Here is a 16,482-nt window from a genome sequence, read left to right as displayed (position 1 = left end):
ACTGTGGGAGCGAGCTTGCTCGCGATGAGGCCGGCACATTCAACATCGATGTAGCCTGACACTCAGCCTTCGCGGGCAAGCCCGCTCCTACAGGTTCAGTGGTGCCCCCACTAAAGCGTCAGGCCCATTCTTTACGCAGTTGACGTGCCGCATTGACCATGTGCACCAGCGCTGCTTCGGTTTCCGGCCAGCCGCGGGTCTTCAGGCCGCAGTCCGGGTTGACCCACAGGCGGTCGGCGGGAATACGCTTGGCGGCCTTGCGCAGCAGGTTGGCCATTTCCGAGGAGTCCGGCACCCGTGGCGAGTGGATGTCATACACGCCCGGGCCGATTTCGTTCGGGTAGGCGAAGGCTTCGAACGCGTCCAGCAGCTCCATGTCCGAGCGCGAGGTTTCGATGGTGATCACGTCGGCATCCATGGCGGCAATGGACTCGATCACATCGTTGAACTCGCTGTAGCACATGTGGGTGTGGATCTGGGTTTCGTCACGCACGCCGCTGGCGCACAGGCGGAACACTTCGGTCGCCCAGTCCAGGTAGTGCTGCCACTGCGCCTGGCGCAATGGCAGGCCTTCGCGGAACGCGGCTTCGTCGATCTGCACGATCTTGATCCCGGCGGTTTCCAGGTCGACCACTTCGTCACGGATCGCCAGCGCCAGTTGACGGGCCTGCACTTCGCGGCTCACGTCTTCACGCGGGAACGACCACATCAGCATGGTCACGGGACCGGTCAGCATGCCCTTCATCACCTTGTCGGTGAGGCCTTGGGCGTAGCGGATCCACTCCACGGTCATGGCTTTCGGACGGCTCAGGTCGCCGAAGATCACCGCAGGTTTCACACAGCGCGAACCGTAGCTCTGGACCCAGCCGAAACGGGTGAACACGTAGCCGTCGAGTTGCTCGGCGAAGTACTCGACCATGTCGTTACGCTCGGCTTCACCGTGCACTAGCACGTCCAGGCCCAAGTGTTCCTGGACTTGCACGGCGTGACGGATCTCGCTGTGCATGGCTTCGGTGTATTCGGCTTCGGTCAGCTTGCCTTGCTTGAACGACTGGCGAGCCAGACGGATCGACGCGGTTTGCGGGAACGAACCGATGGTAGTGGTCGGGAACAGCGGCAGGTTCAGGCCGGCGCGTTGCTTGGCGATACGCTGGGCAAACTGCGAGTGACGCTGACTGTCCTTGGCGGTGATGGCGGCAACCCGCGCCCGCACGGCTGGCTTGTGAATGCGTGGCGACGCAGCACGGCTTGCCTGGACTGCGCGGCTTTGAGTCAGCGCTTCAAGCACCTTCGGCGCTTCCGGCTCGTTGACCGCCTGGGCCAGCACCGCGACTTCTTCACACTTCTGCACGGCAAACGCCAGCCAGCTTTTCAGTTCGGCATCGAGCTTGTCTTCACGCCCCAGATCAACCGGGCTGTGCAGCAGCGAGCAGGATGGCGCGACCCACAGGCGATCACCCAGACGTTCTTGAGCGTGCTGCAAGATGGCCAAAGCGTTTTCCAGGTCGCAGCGCCAGACGTTACGGCCGTTGACCACGCCCAGCGACAGCACTTTGTAGGCCGGCAGGCGATCGAGGATGGTCGGGTACTGCTCAGGTGCGCGCACCAGGTCGATGTGCAGGCCGTCCACCGGCAGGTTGGCGGCCAGGCCCAGATTCTCTTCCAGCCCACCGAAGTAAGTGGCGACCAGCTTCTTCAACGGGTCGCGCTGAATCAGGTTGTAGGCCCGCTCAAAGGCGTTTTTCCAGTCCTGTGGCAGGTCGAGCACCAGGATCGGCTCGTCGATTTGCACCCACTCGACGCCCTGTGCCGCCAAGCGCTGGAAGATCTGGCCGTACAGCGGCAACAGGCGATCCAGCAGCTCCAGCTTGTCGAATTCGGCGCCCTTGGCCTTGCCCAGCCACAGATAAGTCAGCGGGCCGATGATCACCGGCTTGACGTTGTGCCCCAGTGCGCGGGCTTCTTCGACTTCCTCGAACAGCTGATCCCAACCAAGTTGGAATTGCTGATCGACGCTGAATTCAGGGACGAGGTAGTGATAGTTGGTGTCGAACCACTTGGTCATTTCCTGGGCATGCGCGCCGCCGCAGCAACTGTCGCTCACACCGCGCGCCATGCCGAACAGAGTTTGCAGGCTAGCCTTGCCATCGTGCGGGCGGAAACGCTCCGGGATCACACCGAACATCAACGAGTGGGTCAGGACCTGGTCGTACCAGGCGAAGTCGCCAACCGGCAGCAACTCGATGCCGGCCTTTTTCTGCAAGTCCCAGTGGGTCTTGCGCAGGTCGCGGCCCACGGTGCGCAGACCGGCTTCGTCGAGCTCGCCCTTCCAGAACGCCTCTTGAGCCTTTTTCAGTTCGCGGTCGCGACCAATGCGCGGAAATCCAAGGGAATGGGCCACAGCCATGTCAAATAACTCCAATGCGTTCAATGGGGCCATTGTCGACAGTGCCAGCGAGTGAGACAAACTCATTTTAATCTTGATGATCACAAGTTCTTCTCATGATCGGAGGTGCTGCGCAATCGGCGCTGGACGGACACCTGGTTCAATGCGCTCGATCCAATGTTCAACCTGCAGGTGAATACCACTGGCGTGACCGAACCGTGGCGTGTGCGTAAGCCGGGCGTCGATGGCATCATCACCCGCTACGAAGGTTTCGATGCCCGCCCCCCTCCCCTCTGATCGGCTAAGGAATAGTCCCGATGCGTACCAAAACACTGCTGGCCTGTGCCACGGCGTTCTCCCCGGACACCACAGCGCAGACCGCCGGGATCAACCAATGACGGCCATTTTTCGGCCGCGTCCGACGTTGATCTTTTTACTGCTGTTGCTGGTGCTGGTGTTCTGGCTGTCCCTGGCCCTCGGGCCGGTCAGCCTGCCGCTGGGCGATACCTTGCTGGCCGGGATGCGTCTGCTCGGGTTGCCACTTGACGGTGGTGACACGCAACAGGCGGAGCTGATCCTCGGGCAGATTCGCCTGCCGCGCAGTCTGCTCGGCATCGCCGTGGGTTCGGTACTGGCGTTGTCCGGCGTGGCGATGCAGGGGTTGTTCCGCAACCCCTTGGCCGATCCGGGTCTGGTCGGTGTTTCCGGCGGTGCGGCACTCGGTGCCGCCCTGGCCATTGTCGGCGGCAGCCTGCTCGGTGGCTTGCCGCCGGCGATCGAACCTTATCTGCTGTCGGTGAGCGCCTTCGCCGGTGGCTTGATCGTCACGGCGGTGGTGTATCGCTTCGGTCGCCGCAACGGGCAAACTGACGTTGCCACCATGCTCTTGGCGGGTGTGGCGATGACGGCCATGGCCGGTGCCGGGGTTGGTCTGTTCACCTACCTGGCTGATGACGCGACCTTGCGTACCCTGACGTTCTGGAACCTGGGCAGCCTCAACGGTGCCAGTTACCCGCGCTTGTGGCCATTGCTGATCGTCACCCTGGGCGTGGCGTTGTGGTTGCCCCGTCGGTCGGCGGCGCTCAATGCCATGCTGCTGGGTGAGTCGGAGGCCCGTCACCTGGGCTTCGACATCGAGCGGATCAAGCTTGAGCTGGTGTTGTGCACGGCACTCGGCGTCGGCGCGGCCGTCGCGGCGGCCGGCCTGATCGGTTTTATCGGCCTGGTGGTTCCGCATCTGATGCGCCTGCTGGTCGGTCCGGATCACCGGGTGTTGCTGCCCGCGTCGTTGCTGGCCGGTGCGAGCCTGCTGTTACTGGCCGATCTGGCGGCGCGCCTGCTGTTGGCGCCGGCCGAATTGCCCATCGGCATCGTGACCGCACTGATCGGCGCTCCGTTCTTTCTATATCTGTTGGTGCGAGGGCGTTCCTGATGCTGCGGGCAAACAACTTGCTGGTACGTCGTGGCAAGCGCACGGTACTGGCGAACATCGATATCGAGTTGCGCCCCGGTGAAGTGCTGGGTGTGCTCGGGCCGAATGGCGCCGGCAAAAGCACCCTGCTCTCCGCTTTATGCGGCGACCTGGCGACCAGCGAAGGCAGGGTCAGCCTCGACGAGCGTCCACTCGCCGACTGGCCGGGTCAGGAGCGGGCCAAACGCCTGGCCGTGCTGCCGCAGAGTTCGAGCCTGAACTTTGCGTTTTCGGTCAATGAAGTCGTCGGCATGGGTCGTTTGCCCCACGCCAGCGGCCGCGTGCGTGATGCCGAAATCGTCGCCGAGGCGCTCAAAGCCGCCGACGCCCTTCATCTTGCCGGACGCAGCTACCTGGCCCTGTCCGGCGGTGAACGCCAGCGCGTGCATCTGGCGCGGGTGCTCGCTCAGCTCTGGCCCGGGGCCGAAGGGCAAACCCTGCTGCTCGATGAACCGACGTCAATGCTCGATCCGCTGCACCAGCACACCATTTTGCAAGCCGTGCGCGACTTCGCCGAGCGTGGTGCCGCCGTGCTGGTGATCCTGCACGACCTCAACCTGGCCGCACGTTACTGCGATCAACTACTGTTGTTGCAACAGGGCCTGCCCCACGCCTACGGTCCACCGGCAGAGGTGCTGACCGCCGACGCGCTGGCGGCGGTGTATGGGCTGGAAGTGCTGATTCACCAACACCCGGAACGTGGCCACCCGTTGATCATCGCGCGCTGATACCGCCCCCTCCTCTGTCATCGAGGGGCAACTGTCCAAAAAGGAAAACCGATGCGCTTTGTGTTGCTCTGTGCATTCAGCCTGTTGGCTGCCTGCCAAACCCATCAGGTCACACCACTGCCGGCGCCGATCGCCCCGCAAGGCCGTGATCACACCGACCTCGGGGTCATCCGCGAACTCGCCACTGGCCGTACGCTGACGCCGCAAGAACTGGTCGAACGCCTGGCCGCCGCGCCGCGTGTTCTGGTCGGTGAACAGCACGACAACCCGGACCACCACGCCCTGCAATTGTGGCTGCTGCGCGAACTGGCGGCACAACGCGCCCAGGGCAGCCTGCTGATGGAGATGCTCAATCCCGATCAACAGGCCAGGGTCGATGCCGTGCAAACCGCGACCCGCGCGGGCCAGCCACCGGCCGATGCGTTCAAGGCGCTGGCCTGGCAGGCCAATTGGGACTGGAGTGTTTATGGCGCACTCGTCACTTACGCGTTGCGGCAACCGTATCCGCTGCTGGCGGCGAACCTGGACCGCGCGCAGATCATTCAGATCTACAAACAGCGCCCGCTACTCACGGGGCAAGCGTCCACCACCCCACAGGTGCAGGCGACCTTGCTGGACGACATCCGCGAATCCCATTGTGGCCTGCTGCCCGAAGCGCAGATGCCGGCCATGCTCGCCGTGCAGCAGCAACGTGACCGGCGCATGGCCGAACGCCTGATGGCCGCGCCGACGCCTGCGCTGCTGCTGGCCGGCGCCTTCCATGTGCGCAAGGATCTGGGGGTGCCGCTGCACCTGAAGGACCTCGGTGCCGGTGAAGGGAATGCGGTGCTGATCCTGGCCGAAGCGGGCAAGACCGTGACTGCCGAGAGTGCGGATTATGTCTGGTACACCGCCGCGCAACTGCAACAGGATCATTGCGCGAAGCTGCGTCGCTGAACTTAAGCGCGACATTGTGGCGAGGGAGCACTTTTGCCCTGGCGGCGCGACACTATGTCACGCCTCTGCGCCGGTCCAATGGTCGTATCCGCCCCTCCGGCACCGGCACAGTTTGTTAACATCCCCGCGATTTTTTCGTCTGTACAGTCATCACGCTGTCATTTCAGCCTGTTCAACAGGATGCTTTTTTTCATGAGTACTTTGTATACCCGCCGGACTGTCCTGCAAGGCATGGGCCTGTTGAGCCTGGGCCTGCTCGCCGGTTGCGACGACAGCAGCAAGCTGTCGTTCAACTACGGCAAGGACCTCAGCGACAAGATCATGGGGCGTAACTTCAAGCTCAAGAACCCTGAGGGCGAAACCAGGATGCTGGGCAGCTATCGCGGTCTGATGCCGATGGTGTTCTTCGGTTTCACCCAGTGCCCGGCCGTGTGCCCGACCACCCTGGCCCGCGCCGCCCAAGCCAAGAAATTGATGGGCCGCGATGGCGAAAGGCTTCAGGTGGTCTTCATCACCCTGGACCCTGAACGCGACACGCCAGAGTTGCTCGACAAGTACGTCAAGGCTTTCGATCCGAGTTTCGAAGCCCTGTACGGCACGCTTGAAGAAACCGCCGCCACCGCCAAGGAATTCGGCGTGTTCTTTGAAAAGGTCCCGAGCGGCGATACCTATACCCTCTCCCATACCGCGACCAGCTATGTCTTCGACTCCCGGGGCAATCTGCGCCTGGGACTGTCCGCGTCCCTGACGGCCAAAGAGTGCGCAGAAGACCTGCTCACCGTGATGGAGGTTTGCTGAAATGAATGCCCCGCAGGCTAAAAACCGCTTCGTGCAACGCTGCAAGCAACTGGCACTGGGCCTGTCCCTGGTCGGCCTGGCCCTTCAGGTATCGGCACAAACCCGGGTCGACGACGCCTGGGTCCGCGCCACCGTGGCCGGCCAGCCGTCGAGCGGCGCCTTCATGACCGTCACCGCCAGCAGCGACAGCAAGTTGCTGAGCGTGCAAACGCCCGTTGCCAAGCTGGTGCAGATTCATGAAATGAGCATGAAAGACGACGTGATGAAAATGCAGCAAGTGCAGTCCGTTGTGCTGCCGGCCGGCAAAGCGGTGAGCTTCGATCCCAATGGCTACCACATCATGCTCATGAACCTGACGGCCCAGATCAAGGAAGGCGACAAGGTGCCACTGACCCTGATCGTGGAAGACGCCAAGGGCGAAAAAGAGTCGATACAGGTTGAAGCCGTTACCAAGGCGATCGGCACCATGGACCACAGCAAGATGATGCATGACCACAGCAAGATGAATTGATTTTTTCGTAGAATCGCAACACAAAAAAAGATCGCAGCCTGCCGCAGACTGCGATCTTTTTTTGATCAGGACCTTTTCACGTCAACTCAAACGAGCTTGAGCACGACGTTGATGTTGTTGCGCGTGGCTTTCGAGTACGGGCAGTACTGGTGCCCGGTGTCGACGATTTTCTGTGCGGTTTCACGGTCCAGCCCCGGCAGGCTGACATTGAGCCGCGCCTGCAGCAGATAGCCGCCTTCATTGGTGCCCAAATCAACCTCGGCATCGACGGCCACATCCTTGGGCAGTGCCACTTTCATTTCCCTGGCCGCAACCTGCATGGCGCCGATGAAACAGGCTGACCACCCGGCAGCGAACAGTTGCTCGGGGTTAGTACCGCCACCGCCCGCGCCCGGGGACGAAAGCTTCACGTCGAGGATCCCGTCGGAGCTGCGGGACGCGCCGTCGCGCCCGCCGGTGGTGTGGGTTTGGGCGGTGTACAACACTTTATCGATCTGGCTCATGGTGACCTCCTGATTGAGTTGTAAGAAACCGGTTCTACACCCCATCGGGTCGCTGGGATGGTCAATCAATATAGACGTCGCAGCCCCACACCGCGGTCAATCCGACCGGCGCCCGCTTGTTCTTTATTTACGCGCCAACTTGTACCTGACGCAGTCCTCATAAAAGCTCTGGCGTACAGCAGTCGGCTTGAATCGCGACGGACTGTCATAAGTTTGCTCTGTAATGCCAAGAGCCATCATGCGCATCCAGGACTTGGCGAACTTGTAGATCTGGATTTTCTGGCGGGCGGCATACAAGGAAACGCCTGAAAGCTTGAGTTCTTGTGCCCTTGCAGCGGTGCCCGCGCCCCAACTACACATGTACTGATCATTGGCGGCCAGTTCTTTTGCTTGAGCCGAGTTGGCTATACCCGCAACTATTAGCGGGATTAATGCGATCCATATCTTGCGCATTTCGACCTATCTAACCAATTGAAAACCAAGTAATTTTGAAGAGAACTTTGAAACTTGGGGGCCAGCATCCTGCCTTTTCTGCAAATAAATGAAAAAGCGGGATGGGGGGGTCGTCAATTTCTTGCGAGATTTCAAACCTTTGCTATAGCTAAGGTTCTCAATCGCCAACTAAGTGAGGCAACGGAATGTCAGTCGCAAAGAAAATGAGTGTGGGGCAACTGACAATGTTGACCGCCGTCAACATGTTGGGCTCCGGCATTGTGCTGCTACCGACGAAACTCGCGGAAGTCGGTGCGATTTCGATCCTCTCCTGGCTGGTGACTGCCACCGGTTCCCTCGCTCTGGCCTACGCCTTTGCGCGATGCGGGATGCTCAGCCGCAAGACCGGCGGCATGGGCGGTTATGCCGAGTACACGTTCGGTAAAGCAGGTAACTACATCACCAACTACACCTACGGTCTCTCGCTGTTGATTGCCAACGTGGCGATCAGTATTACCGCGGTCGGCTATATCCAGGTGTTGTTCGGGATAAAACTTGATTCGCTGCAAGTAGGCCTGGCCACTATTGCCCTGTTGTGGATCACCACCTTCGCCAACTTTGGCGGCGCCAGCATTACTGGCCGGATCGGCGCGATCACGGTCTGGGGTGTGATTGCACCGGTGGTGCTGGTATCCACGGTGGGCTGGTTCTGGTTCGACAGCAGCGTTTACGCCGCTGGCTGGAATCCCCACGACAAGGGCTGGTTCGAAGCGGCAGGCGCCTCGGTGGCAATTACCCTGTGGGCCTTCCTCGGCCTGGAATCGGCTTGCGCCAACACCGACGCGGTGGAAAACCCTGAGCGCAACGTACCGATTGCAGTACTGGGCGGCACCCTGGGTGCAGCGGTGATCTACATCGTCTCCACCAACGTCATCTTCGGTATCGTCGGCAACGAAGAACTGGTCGCATCCACCGCCCCGTTCGGCCTGGTGTTCGCCAAGATGTTCACCCCGATGGTCGGCGACATCGTGATGGCGGCCATGGTGCTCGCCTGCATCGGTTCGTTGCTGGGTTGGCAGTTCACGATCGCCCAGGTGTACAAAAGCTCGGCGGACACCGGTTACTTCCTGTCGATCTTCGCCAAGGCCAACAAGGCGGGCACCCCGATTGTCGGCATGATGGTACTGCTCGCCGCACAGACCGCACTGGCCCTGCTCACCATCAGCCCCGACTTGAGCAAGCAATTCGATACCCTGGTCAACCTCGCGGTGGTGACCAACCTGGTGCCTTACATCCTGTCCATGGCCGCGCTGATGACCATGCAGAAAGTCTCCAACGTGCCGGAAGGCAAGGCACTGGCCACCAACGTCATTGCCCTGATCGCGGCGGCCTACAGCTACCTGGCGCTGTACAGTTCCGGTGAGCAGGCCCTGATGCTTGGCGGCGTGGCCACGATCTTTGGTTACACCCTGTTCGGCTTCGTCAACAACCGCCTGATCCGCCTCGAAGCACTCAACAACAGCGTACCGACGCAAACCGTCAGCGCGCAGCACCTCACTGGCGAGCCAGTGCCGGTGAACAATCTGAATAAAGCCACTATGGAGGCTCAAGCATGACGGAATATAAACACTCGCTGGGCATGCTGGCGCTACTGGTCAGCAGCCCCCCGGACAAGCGAACGGTGTTTGGCCGCGCCCTGGATCAACTGGTCCACGACGTAGAGGGACGTGGTGTCAGCGTACTGGCCTCGGAAAGCCTCACCGATGCCGCCTCGATCCTGCGCTCGGACCCTGCCATTCAATGCGTGCTCATCCGCTGGGAAATGGACACCAGCGAAGGCCACGCCGACTGCACCAAATTGCTGGTCAAGCTGCGTGAGCGCAACACGCGGGTGCCGGTGTTCCTGATCAGTGACCGTACCACCGCGTCGAGCATTCCGTTGCTGGTCATGCAACACGCCGACGACTTCATCTGGCTGCCCGAGGACACCTCCCGCTTCCTCAGCGGGCGCATCCTGGCGGCCATCGAACGCTATCGCCAGGCCGCCCTGCCGCCGATGTTCGGCGCGCTGGTGAAGTTTGCCCGCAACTATGAATACTCGTGGCACACCCCCGGCCATGCCGGCGGCACCGCGTTCCTGAAAAGCACCGCAGGCCGGGCCTTCTACGAGTTCTTCGGGGAGAACCTGCTGCGTTCCGACCTGTCGATCTCGGTTGGCGAACTCGGTTCGCTGCTCGATCACAGCGGCCCTATCGGCCAGGGCGAACGCTATGCCGCCAAGGTCTTCGGCGCCCACCGCACGTACTACGTGACCAACGGCTCGTCGATGTCCAACCGCGTCATCCTCATGGCCAGCGTCACGCGCAACCAGATAGCCCTGTGCGACCGCAATTGCCACAAGTCCGCCGAGCACGCGATGACCCTGTCCGGGGCGATTCCGACCTACCTGGTGCCGACCCGCAACCGCTACGGCATCATCGGCCCGATCCTGCCGCAGACCCTGAGCGCCGAAGGCGTGAAAGCCGCCATCGCCAACAACCCGCTGGTCAAGGAAGGCATCGACCCGACGCCGGTGCACGCCATTATCACCAACTCCACCTACGACGGCCTGACCTACAACGTCACCCGCGTCGAAGAGCTGCTGGGCGAAAGCGTGGACCGTCTGCACTTCGACGAAGCCTGGTACGGTTATGCGCGCTTCAACCCGCTGTACAGCGGACGCCATGCCATGCACGGCAACCCGGCCGATCACGACAAGTCCAAGCCAACCGTGTTCGCCACCCAGTCGACCCACAAGTTGCTGGCCGCCCTGTCCCAGGCCTCGATGATCCACGTGCGTAACGGGCGTAACCCGATCGAACATGCGCGCTTCAACGAGTCGTACATGATGCACGCCTCGACCTCGCCGAACTACGCGATCATGGCGTCCTGCGACGTCAGCTCGGCGATGATGGAAGCACCGAGTGGGCAGATACTCACCAACGAGTCGATTGAAGAAGCCATCAGCTTCCGCCAGGTTCTCTCGCGCATGCACAACGAGATGCTGGGCAAGGACGACTGGTTCTTCACCTGCTGGCAGCCGCCGACCGTACAGGTTGGCGCAGCGGCCGTGCCGTTCCATGAGGTCGACCCGGCTACGCTGAAAACCGACCCGAACTGCTGGGTCCTGCACCCGAACGCGGTATGGCACGGTTTCGGCGACATCGAAGACGGCTACTGCATGCTCGACCCGATCAAGGTCTCGGTGCTCAGCCCGGGTATGGGCGACGACGGCAGCCTGCTCGCCTCCGGTATCCCCGCTTGTGTGGTCACGGCGTACCTGGGCCGCCAGGGTATCGTGGTCGAGAAAACCACCGACTTCACCATCCTGTTCCTGTTCTCCATCGGCATCACCAAAGGCAAGTGGGGCACGCTGCTCAACGCCCTGCTCGACTTCAAGCGTGACTACGACGACAACGCCGAGCTCGAGCTGTGCCTGCCCGACCTGTACAACGCCAACCAGCATCGCTATGCCGGCATGGGCCTGAAGGATCTGGCCGACGAAATCTTCGCCGCCATGAAGAAACACAAGACCACCGCCAACATGTCCCAGGCCTTCGGCACCCTGCCAAAAGCCGAGTTCAGCCCGGTGGAGGCCTACGAAAAACTGGTGCGCAACGACATCGAGCTGGTGACGCTCAACGAAGCCGCCGGGCGTCTTGCCGCGACCGGTATCGTGCCGTATCCACCCGGCATCCCGCTGCTCATGCCGGGTGAGAACGCAGGGCCTGCGGACGGTCCGTTGCTGGCGTATCTCAAGGCACTGGAAGCCTTCGACAAATCCTTCCCCGGCTTCACCCATGACACCCACGGGATCGAAGTCGAAGATGGCGTTTATCGGATGCTGGTACTGAAATAAGTCACGCAGATTCACCGCTCCCCCTGTGGGAGCGGGCTTGCTCGCGAAGTCGTAGTATCAGTCGACGCAATTGTCGATTGACAGGACGCCTTCGCGAGCAAGCCCGCTCCCACATTTTTAGATCGCCTTCACACCAAATCCCTATGGGCAAACTCAATCACAGCGCTCTATGATTGATCCCCATGACCACCACCGCTGCGATCCGCTCACCCTGCCCGCCCGGCGCCTGCGACTGCGGGCGTGACCCGTTGCTGGAAACACCAGGGGCGGACCTGCGCATTCTGTTTCTGACCCGCAACGAAGAAAAACGCCTGATCGAACGCCTGGAGAACCTGCAGAGCCTGAGCGATCTGGAGCACCTGCAACGGCGTATGCTCGAACAGTTGGGCATCCGTGTGGACATCGCCCCCGGTTTCAACGAAGTGCGCACCATGCGCGGCATCGGCATCCAGATTGGCGAACTGCCGGGGCTGTGCCGCAAGACCCGCGCCAACATCCCCGCCGCCATCCGCCGGGCCATGGAAAAGCGCCCGGAGATCGCCTACGAACTGCTCAATGCCAACGACCTGTTGCGTGACGCCTGATGAAACCTCTTCTCGAATTCCCCCTCACCGACGAGATTCTCACCTCGTTCGCCCTGGCCATCGGGGCCGACCTGCAGGGCTACCGCAACCACATTTACCGGGTGCTGAATTTCCATGGTGCCCTGTGCGGTGCCGAAGGCCTGCCCCCGGACGCCGTACAAATCGCTGCGGCGTTTCACGACCTGGGTATCTGGACCGATGACACCCTCGACTACCTGCCGCCGTCCATTGCCCTGGCCACCGAGTACCTCGACAACCAGCAACGAGCGGAACTGAAGGATGAAGTCAGCGCGCTGATACTTGAGCATCACAAGCTGCGCCGGTATCGCGGCGCCTACGCCGACAGTGTCGAACCCTTCCGCCAGGCCGACCTGGTGGACGTGTCCCTGGGCCTGGTGCGTTTCGGCTTGCCCCGCAGCTTCATCAAAACCGTGCAGGCGACCTTTCCCGATCACGGTTTCCACGCGATGCTGATGAAGCTTTCAGCCCGGCAATTGCTCCGCTCGCCACGGCGCCCGCTGCCCATGTTGCGCTGGTGAAACAGGCACCTGTTACCCCCCTCGAAAATGCACCGGAACAGGATCGGCGGTCATACATGAATCGCGGGGCACTGCTATGCCTTCCTTGGGAGATTTTGCCGCAAGCCAGCCAGGACGGAACTGGAAACCCAAGCGTGGCCACGGCCCCGGCGCCAGCCAGGTACGCGCAGACAACAGGTGCCAATGTGCAACAGGAGGTGGCCGATGTTATTCATCGTCAGCTGGACAATCAGCCCGGACAACCGTGATGCCGCAATCGCACGTTTTCTCAAGACCGGTGGCGCACCGCCCGCAGGCGTCACCATGCACGGGCGCTGGCATGCTGTAGGGAGCTCGGCCGGTTTCGGCATTGCCGAGGCGAGTGATTTGGTGCCGATTCAGAAATGGGTGCTGGAGTGGAACGACCTGATGAGCATGGACGTGCATGCCGCATTGACCGATGAGCAAATCGCACCATTGCTGGCGGCCACTGCCGACCGGTAATGACGAAGGGAGGGCGGCGAGTATCGCTCGCCGCCCGACTTGAGCGGCTGCTTTGCCGGAACGCCATTTTGGTGCAACGTGCCTGAAACACTAACTTTCTGGCTATTCATTACTGGATATTTCGCAATTCAAACCTACGCTCATCGCGGGGGATAACGCATTTCAACGGCGGTTGGGGGCTCGTCTCGATGTACTCACGCTAGTGCGCAGGAGCTCGACATGAACCGGACAACCTTCTCCTCGATGTTTGCGATACCCCTGTTGCTGTCTGCAATGGCGTTTCCCGGCCAGACCCTGGCGGCCGACAAGGCCCCCAACATCCTGGTGATCATGGGCGACGATATCGGCTGGTCGAATATCGGAGTCTACAACCAGGGCATGATGGCCGGCAGAACCCCCAACCTCGACCAACTGGCGAATGAAGGCATGCGTTTCACCGACTATTACGCCGAAGCCAGTTGCACCGCCGGCCGCGCCAACTTCATCACCGGCGAACTGCCAATCCGTACGGGCATGACCACCGTCGGCCAGGCCGGCTCGCCCGTGGGGATTCCCGCCGAAGCCGTCACCATCGCCACCGCACTCAAGGCCATGGGTTATGCCACCGGCCAGTTCGGCAAGAACCACTTGGGTGACCTCAACCAGTTCCTGCCCACCGTCCACGGTTTCGACGAATTCTTCGGTTACCTCTATCACCTCGATGCCATGGAAGATCCGGCGCACCCCAATTATCCGAAGGAGCTGCTGGACAGTGTCGGCCCACGCAACATGGTCCACAGCTGGGCCTCCACCACCGATGACACGACCGTGATGCCGCGCTGGGGCAAGGTGGGCAAGCAGAAAATCGAAGACGCCGGCACGCTCTATCCGGAGCGGATGAAAACCGTCGACGAGGAGATTCGCGACAAGGCCTTCTCGTTCATCGACAAGGCCAAGCAGGACAACAAACCGTTCTTCGTCTGGCTCAATCCGACCCGCATGCACATCGTCACGCACCTGTCCGACAAGTACGAAGCCATGCGCAACTCGCAGAATGGCTGGTCGGAACAGGAAGCCGGCATGGCGCAGCTCGATGACATCGTTGGCGACGTCCTGGCGAAGCTGAAGAAAGACGGCATGGACGACAACACCATCGTCATTTTCACCACCGACAATGGGGCGGAAAACTTCACCTGGCCCGATGGCGGCACGACGCCGTTCGCCATGGGCAAAGGCACGGTCATGGAAGGTGGCTTCCGGGTGCCGGCGATCATTCGCTGGCCAGGCAAGGTGCCGGCCAACCAGGTGGCCAACGGCATCATGTCCGGCATGGACTGGTTCCCGACCCTGGTCGCGGCGGCGGGTAACCCGAACATCACCGCCGAACTGCTCAAAGGCAAACAATTGGGCGATACCACCTACAAAGTTCATCTGGACGGCTATGATCAAACTCCAATGATCACCGGAAAAGGTCCGTCGAACCGACATGAAGTTTTCTACTTCGGAGAAAGCTCCTTGGGTGCGGTGCGCATAGACGACTACAAATATCGCTTCATTGACCAACCGGGTGGCTGGATGGGGGCTAAAGTTGCTGTGGACGTGCCGATCCTGACCAATCTTCGACTCGACCCATTCGAGCGCATGGGCTGGCCGGAAAACCAGGCCGCGCAGGGTTCGCAACAGTACTTTGACTGGTTCAAGTTCCAGTTCTGGCGTTTCGTGTTCGTCCAGCAACAGGTGGCCAGACTGGCAGAAACGGCGATCGAATTCCCGCCGATGCAAAAAGGCGCGAGCTTCAACCTCGACTCGGTTAAAGCCAAGATCGCCGCGGCTCGGGCAGAAATGGCCAAGTAACAGCCGAATCCACGGGTGGCTGATGCAGTCCACCCGTATTCAAAATGGACAATTGCCGAGGGATTTCAATGCCAATAAAAACAGCTGCCCTGCCCGCCTCTGCGCTACTTGCCCTGTGCTGCCAGCAAGCCTGGGCCGGTGGCATCATGCTCTATGAAATCGGCACCGATAACGCCGGCCTGGCCAACGCCGGTGCCGCCGCCCGTGCCCAAGGCCCCTCGACCATCGCCAGCAACCCCGCGGGCATGAGCTTTCTACCCGGTACGCAAATCACCGCCGGCCTGCAGGTCCTGTACGGCGACCTGAGCTTCGACCGCGACGCCGGCACCAACACCCCGGGCAGCGGCAGTGGCAATGCCCTCGATCCGATCCCCGGTGGCAGCTTCTTCATCAGCCATGAACTGGACGAGCACTGGAGCGTCGGTTTCGGCCAGTACGGCGACTTCGGCCTGGCGGTCAATTACGACAACGACTGGTCCGGCCGCTACTTCGCGCAGAACGCCAGCCTGCTTGGCCTGTCGCTGGTGCCCAGCGTGGCGTATCGCTTCAACGAGCAGTGGTCGGTCGGTCTGGGTATCAAGGCCATGTACGGCATGCTTAAGGCGGACACCGCCATCGACCGCTCCCCTTTCGGCTTCACCGACCGCTCTGACGGCCAATTCAAGTACAGGGACAACACCTGGGGCTATGGCGCTAACGTGGGCGTGATCTACGCCCCGCAACCCGGCACGCGTATCGGCCTGACCTACACCAGCCAGGTCGACCTGGACTTCGAGGACCGGCTCGATGTGAAGGGAGACGGGCGCCTGCTCGAAAGAGTCAATAACACCAACACCGATCTCGACATAAAGGTGCCGCAAACCGTCACCCTGAGCCTGTTCCAGCAACTGGACCGGCAATGGGCGCTGCTGGCCTCGGCCAACTGGCAGGACTGGTCGGAGTTCGGCGACATCGCCGTAGAGGTCGACACCACGGCTTTTGGAGCGCAATCGAAAACGGTCGACGCCGGCTTCAAGGACACCTGGCACCTCTCCCTTGGCGCGCAATACCAGGCCACCGAGCAGTGGTTGTGGAACTTCGGCGTGGCCTACGACAGCAGCGCTGTCTCGGACAGCAACCGCAGTGTGGTGTTGCCGATGAACGAATCCTGGCGTATTGCCACAGGAGCCACCTATGCTCTGAACAAGGACACCGATGTCAACGTCAGTTGGGCCATGGTCTGGCTCGGCGACATGCCGGTTGAGCAGACCAAATCCGTATCGGGCGATCGAGTATCCGGTCAATTCGACAATGCCTGGATTCAAGCCTTGAGCGGGAACATGACCTGGCGATTTTGATGTCTTGTAAACAAAAGAACGAAGATTTCTTCCAAGGAGTAAA

15 protein-coding genes and 1 pseudogene are annotated in these 16,482 nt (G+C 61.2%); 13 read left to right on the top strand and 3 right to left on the bottom strand.

All coding sequences use genetic code 11. The features are described from left to right. Positions 1–118 precede the first annotated feature (118 nt). Positions 119–2,407 carry a 5-methyltetrahydropteroyltriglutamate--homocysteine S-methyltransferase gene (metE, locus tag AC3IP0_RS11465; protein ID WP_489319312.1) on the bottom strand — a complete coding sequence of 763 codons (2,289 nt, stop codon included), beginning with the start codon at positions 2,405–2,407 and terminating at the stop codon, positions 119–121. A 114-nt stretch (positions 2,408–2,521) separates the two neighbouring features. Here metE and AC3IP0_RS11460 point away from each other — a divergent pair. The 6 genes and pseudogenes from AC3IP0_RS11460 to AC3IP0_RS11435 form a co-directional block, all read left to right on the top strand. After that, positions 2,522–2,665 (top strand): annotated as a pseudogene (locus AC3IP0_RS11460) (hemin-degrading factor); the annotation flags it as partial. A gap of 169 nt (positions 2,666–2,834) precedes the next feature. After that, the gene (locus AC3IP0_RS11455) at positions 2,835–3,818 is read left to right on the top strand and encodes a FecCD family ABC transporter permease (RefSeq protein WP_489327796.1); all 984 of its coding nucleotides are present in this window, start codon (positions 2,835–2,837) and stop codon (positions 3,816–3,818) included. After that, positions 3,818–4,585, top strand: coding sequence for a heme ABC transporter ATP-binding protein (locus AC3IP0_RS11450; RefSeq protein ID WP_489327435.1), 768 nt, complete (start codon positions 3,818–3,820; stop codon positions 4,583–4,585). The genes AC3IP0_RS11455 and AC3IP0_RS11450 overlap by 1 nt, the downstream gene beginning before the upstream one ends. A gap of 51 nt (positions 4,586–4,636) precedes the next feature. Next, positions 4,637–5,521 carry a ChaN family lipoprotein gene (locus AC3IP0_RS11445; RefSeq protein WP_489327433.1) on the top strand — a complete coding sequence of 295 codons (885 nt, stop codon included), beginning with the start codon at positions 4,637–4,639 and terminating at the stop codon, positions 5,519–5,521. A gap of 192 nt (positions 5,522–5,713) precedes the next feature. Continuing rightward, complete coding sequence (locus AC3IP0_RS11440) at positions 5,714–6,319, top strand: SCO family protein (protein ID WP_056723114.1); 606 nt, start codon at positions 5,714–5,716, stop codon at positions 6,317–6,319. A gap of 1 nt (position 6,320) precedes the next feature. After that, the gene (locus AC3IP0_RS11435) at positions 6,321–6,830 is read left to right on the top strand and encodes a copper chaperone PCu(A)C (protein WP_489319309.1); all 510 of its coding nucleotides are present in this window, start codon (positions 6,321–6,323) and stop codon (positions 6,828–6,830) included. An 86-nt stretch (positions 6,831–6,916) separates the two neighbouring features. Here the strand turns inward: AC3IP0_RS11435 and AC3IP0_RS11430 are convergent, their stop codons facing one another. After that, complete coding sequence (locus AC3IP0_RS11430) at positions 6,917–7,333, bottom strand: organic hydroperoxide resistance protein (protein WP_046040328.1); 417 nt, start codon at positions 7,331–7,333, stop codon at positions 6,917–6,919. A gap of 123 nt (positions 7,334–7,456) precedes the next feature. Further along, on the bottom strand, positions 7,457–7,786 hold the full coding sequence (locus tag AC3IP0_RS11425; protein WP_489319308.1) for a hypothetical protein: 330 nt from the start codon (positions 7,784–7,786) through the stop codon (positions 7,457–7,459). A gap of 185 nt (positions 7,787–7,971) precedes the next feature. On the opposite strand from AC3IP0_RS11425, the gene potE reads away from it, so the two are divergent. The 7 genes from potE (at position 7,972) to AC3IP0_RS11390 (ending at position 16,439) form a co-directional block, all read left to right on the top strand. Beyond that, positions 7,972–9,381, top strand: coding sequence for a putrescine-ornithine antiporter (potE, locus tag AC3IP0_RS11420; protein WP_489319307.1), 1,410 nt, complete (start codon positions 7,972–7,974; stop codon positions 9,379–9,381). Next, entirely contained in the window at positions 9,378–11,663 is a 2,286-nt protein-coding gene (locus tag AC3IP0_RS11415; RefSeq protein ID WP_489319306.1) for an Orn/Lys/Arg family decarboxylase, read from the top strand. The genes potE and AC3IP0_RS11415 overlap by 4 nt, the downstream gene beginning before the upstream one ends. Positions 11,664–11,845: 182 nt before the next feature. Continuing rightward, positions 11,846–12,247 (top strand): hypothetical protein, encoded by a 402-nt coding sequence (locus AC3IP0_RS11410; protein WP_008050481.1) that lies wholly within the window; start codon positions 11,846–11,848, stop codon positions 12,245–12,247. Further along, positions 12,247–12,786, top strand: a complete 540-nt coding sequence (locus AC3IP0_RS11405) for an HD domain-containing protein (protein WP_489319304.1) — start codon at positions 12,247–12,249, stop codon at positions 12,784–12,786. The genes AC3IP0_RS11410 and AC3IP0_RS11405 overlap by 1 nt, the downstream gene beginning before the upstream one ends. Positions 12,787–12,990: 204 nt before the next feature. Then, entirely contained in the window at positions 12,991–13,269 is a 279-nt protein-coding gene (locus AC3IP0_RS11400) for a DUF3303 domain-containing protein (protein ID WP_057398488.1), read from the top strand. A gap of 219 nt (positions 13,270–13,488) precedes the next feature. Beyond that, complete coding sequence (locus tag AC3IP0_RS11395; RefSeq protein ID WP_489327430.1) at positions 13,489–15,102, top strand: arylsulfatase; 1,614 nt, start codon at positions 13,489–13,491, stop codon at positions 15,100–15,102. A gap of 68 nt (positions 15,103–15,170) precedes the next feature. Beyond that, positions 15,171–16,439, top strand: a complete 1,269-nt coding sequence (locus AC3IP0_RS11390; RefSeq protein WP_489319302.1) for an OmpP1/FadL family transporter — start codon at positions 15,171–15,173, stop codon at positions 16,437–16,439. Positions 16,440–16,482 lie beyond the last annotated feature (43 nt).

The sequence above is a fragment of the Pseudomonas sp. GL_103 genome (assembly GCF_057835175.1).
The sequence above is the reverse complement of the archived record's forward strand: the minus strand, read 5'-3'. Positions and strand labels throughout refer to the sequence as shown.

What these genes read in the sequence shown, in the direction of transcription:
- metE (WP_489319312.1), bottom strand. Translation starts at nt 2,407, where the DNA reads ATGGCTGTGGCCCATTCCCTTGGATTTCCGCGCATTGGTCGCGACCGC.
- AC3IP0_RS11450 (WP_489327435.1), top strand. Translation starts at nt 3,818, where the DNA reads ATGCTGCGGGCAAACAACTTGCTGGTACGTCGTGGCAAGCGCACGGTA.
- AC3IP0_RS11445 (WP_489327433.1), top strand. Translation starts at nt 4,637, where the DNA reads ATGCGCTTTGTGTTGCTCTGTGCATTCAGCCTGTTGGCTGCCTGCCAA.
- AC3IP0_RS11440 (WP_056723114.1), top strand. Translation starts at nt 5,714, where the DNA reads ATGAGTACTTTGTATACCCGCCGGACTGTCCTGCAAGGCATGGGCCTG.
- AC3IP0_RS11435 (WP_489319309.1), top strand. Translation starts at nt 6,321, where the DNA reads ATGAATGCCCCGCAGGCTAAAAACCGCTTCGTGCAACGCTGCAAGCAA.
- AC3IP0_RS11430 (WP_046040328.1), bottom strand. Translation starts at nt 7,333, where the DNA reads ATGAGCCAGATCGATAAAGTGTTGTACACCGCCCAAACCCACACCACC.
- AC3IP0_RS11425 (WP_489319308.1), bottom strand. Translation starts at nt 7,786, where the DNA reads ATGCGCAAGATATGGATCGCATTAATCCCGCTAATAGTTGCGGGTATA.
- potE (WP_489319307.1), top strand. Translation starts at nt 7,972, where the DNA reads ATGTCAGTCGCAAAGAAAATGAGTGTGGGGCAACTGACAATGTTGACC.
- AC3IP0_RS11415 (WP_489319306.1), top strand. Translation starts at nt 9,378, where the DNA reads ATGACGGAATATAAACACTCGCTGGGCATGCTGGCGCTACTGGTCAGC.
- AC3IP0_RS11410 (WP_008050481.1), top strand. Translation starts at nt 11,846, where the DNA reads ATGACCACCACCGCTGCGATCCGCTCACCCTGCCCGCCCGGCGCCTGC.
- AC3IP0_RS11405 (WP_489319304.1), top strand. Translation starts at nt 12,247, where the DNA reads ATGAAACCTCTTCTCGAATTCCCCCTCACCGACGAGATTCTCACCTCG.
- AC3IP0_RS11400 (WP_057398488.1), top strand. Translation starts at nt 12,991, where the DNA reads ATGTTATTCATCGTCAGCTGGACAATCAGCCCGGACAACCGTGATGCC.
- AC3IP0_RS11395 (WP_489327430.1), top strand. Translation starts at nt 13,489, where the DNA reads ATGAACCGGACAACCTTCTCCTCGATGTTTGCGATACCCCTGTTGCTG.
- AC3IP0_RS11390 (WP_489319302.1), top strand. Translation starts at nt 15,171, where the DNA reads ATGCCAATAAAAACAGCTGCCCTGCCCGCCTCTGCGCTACTTGCCCTG.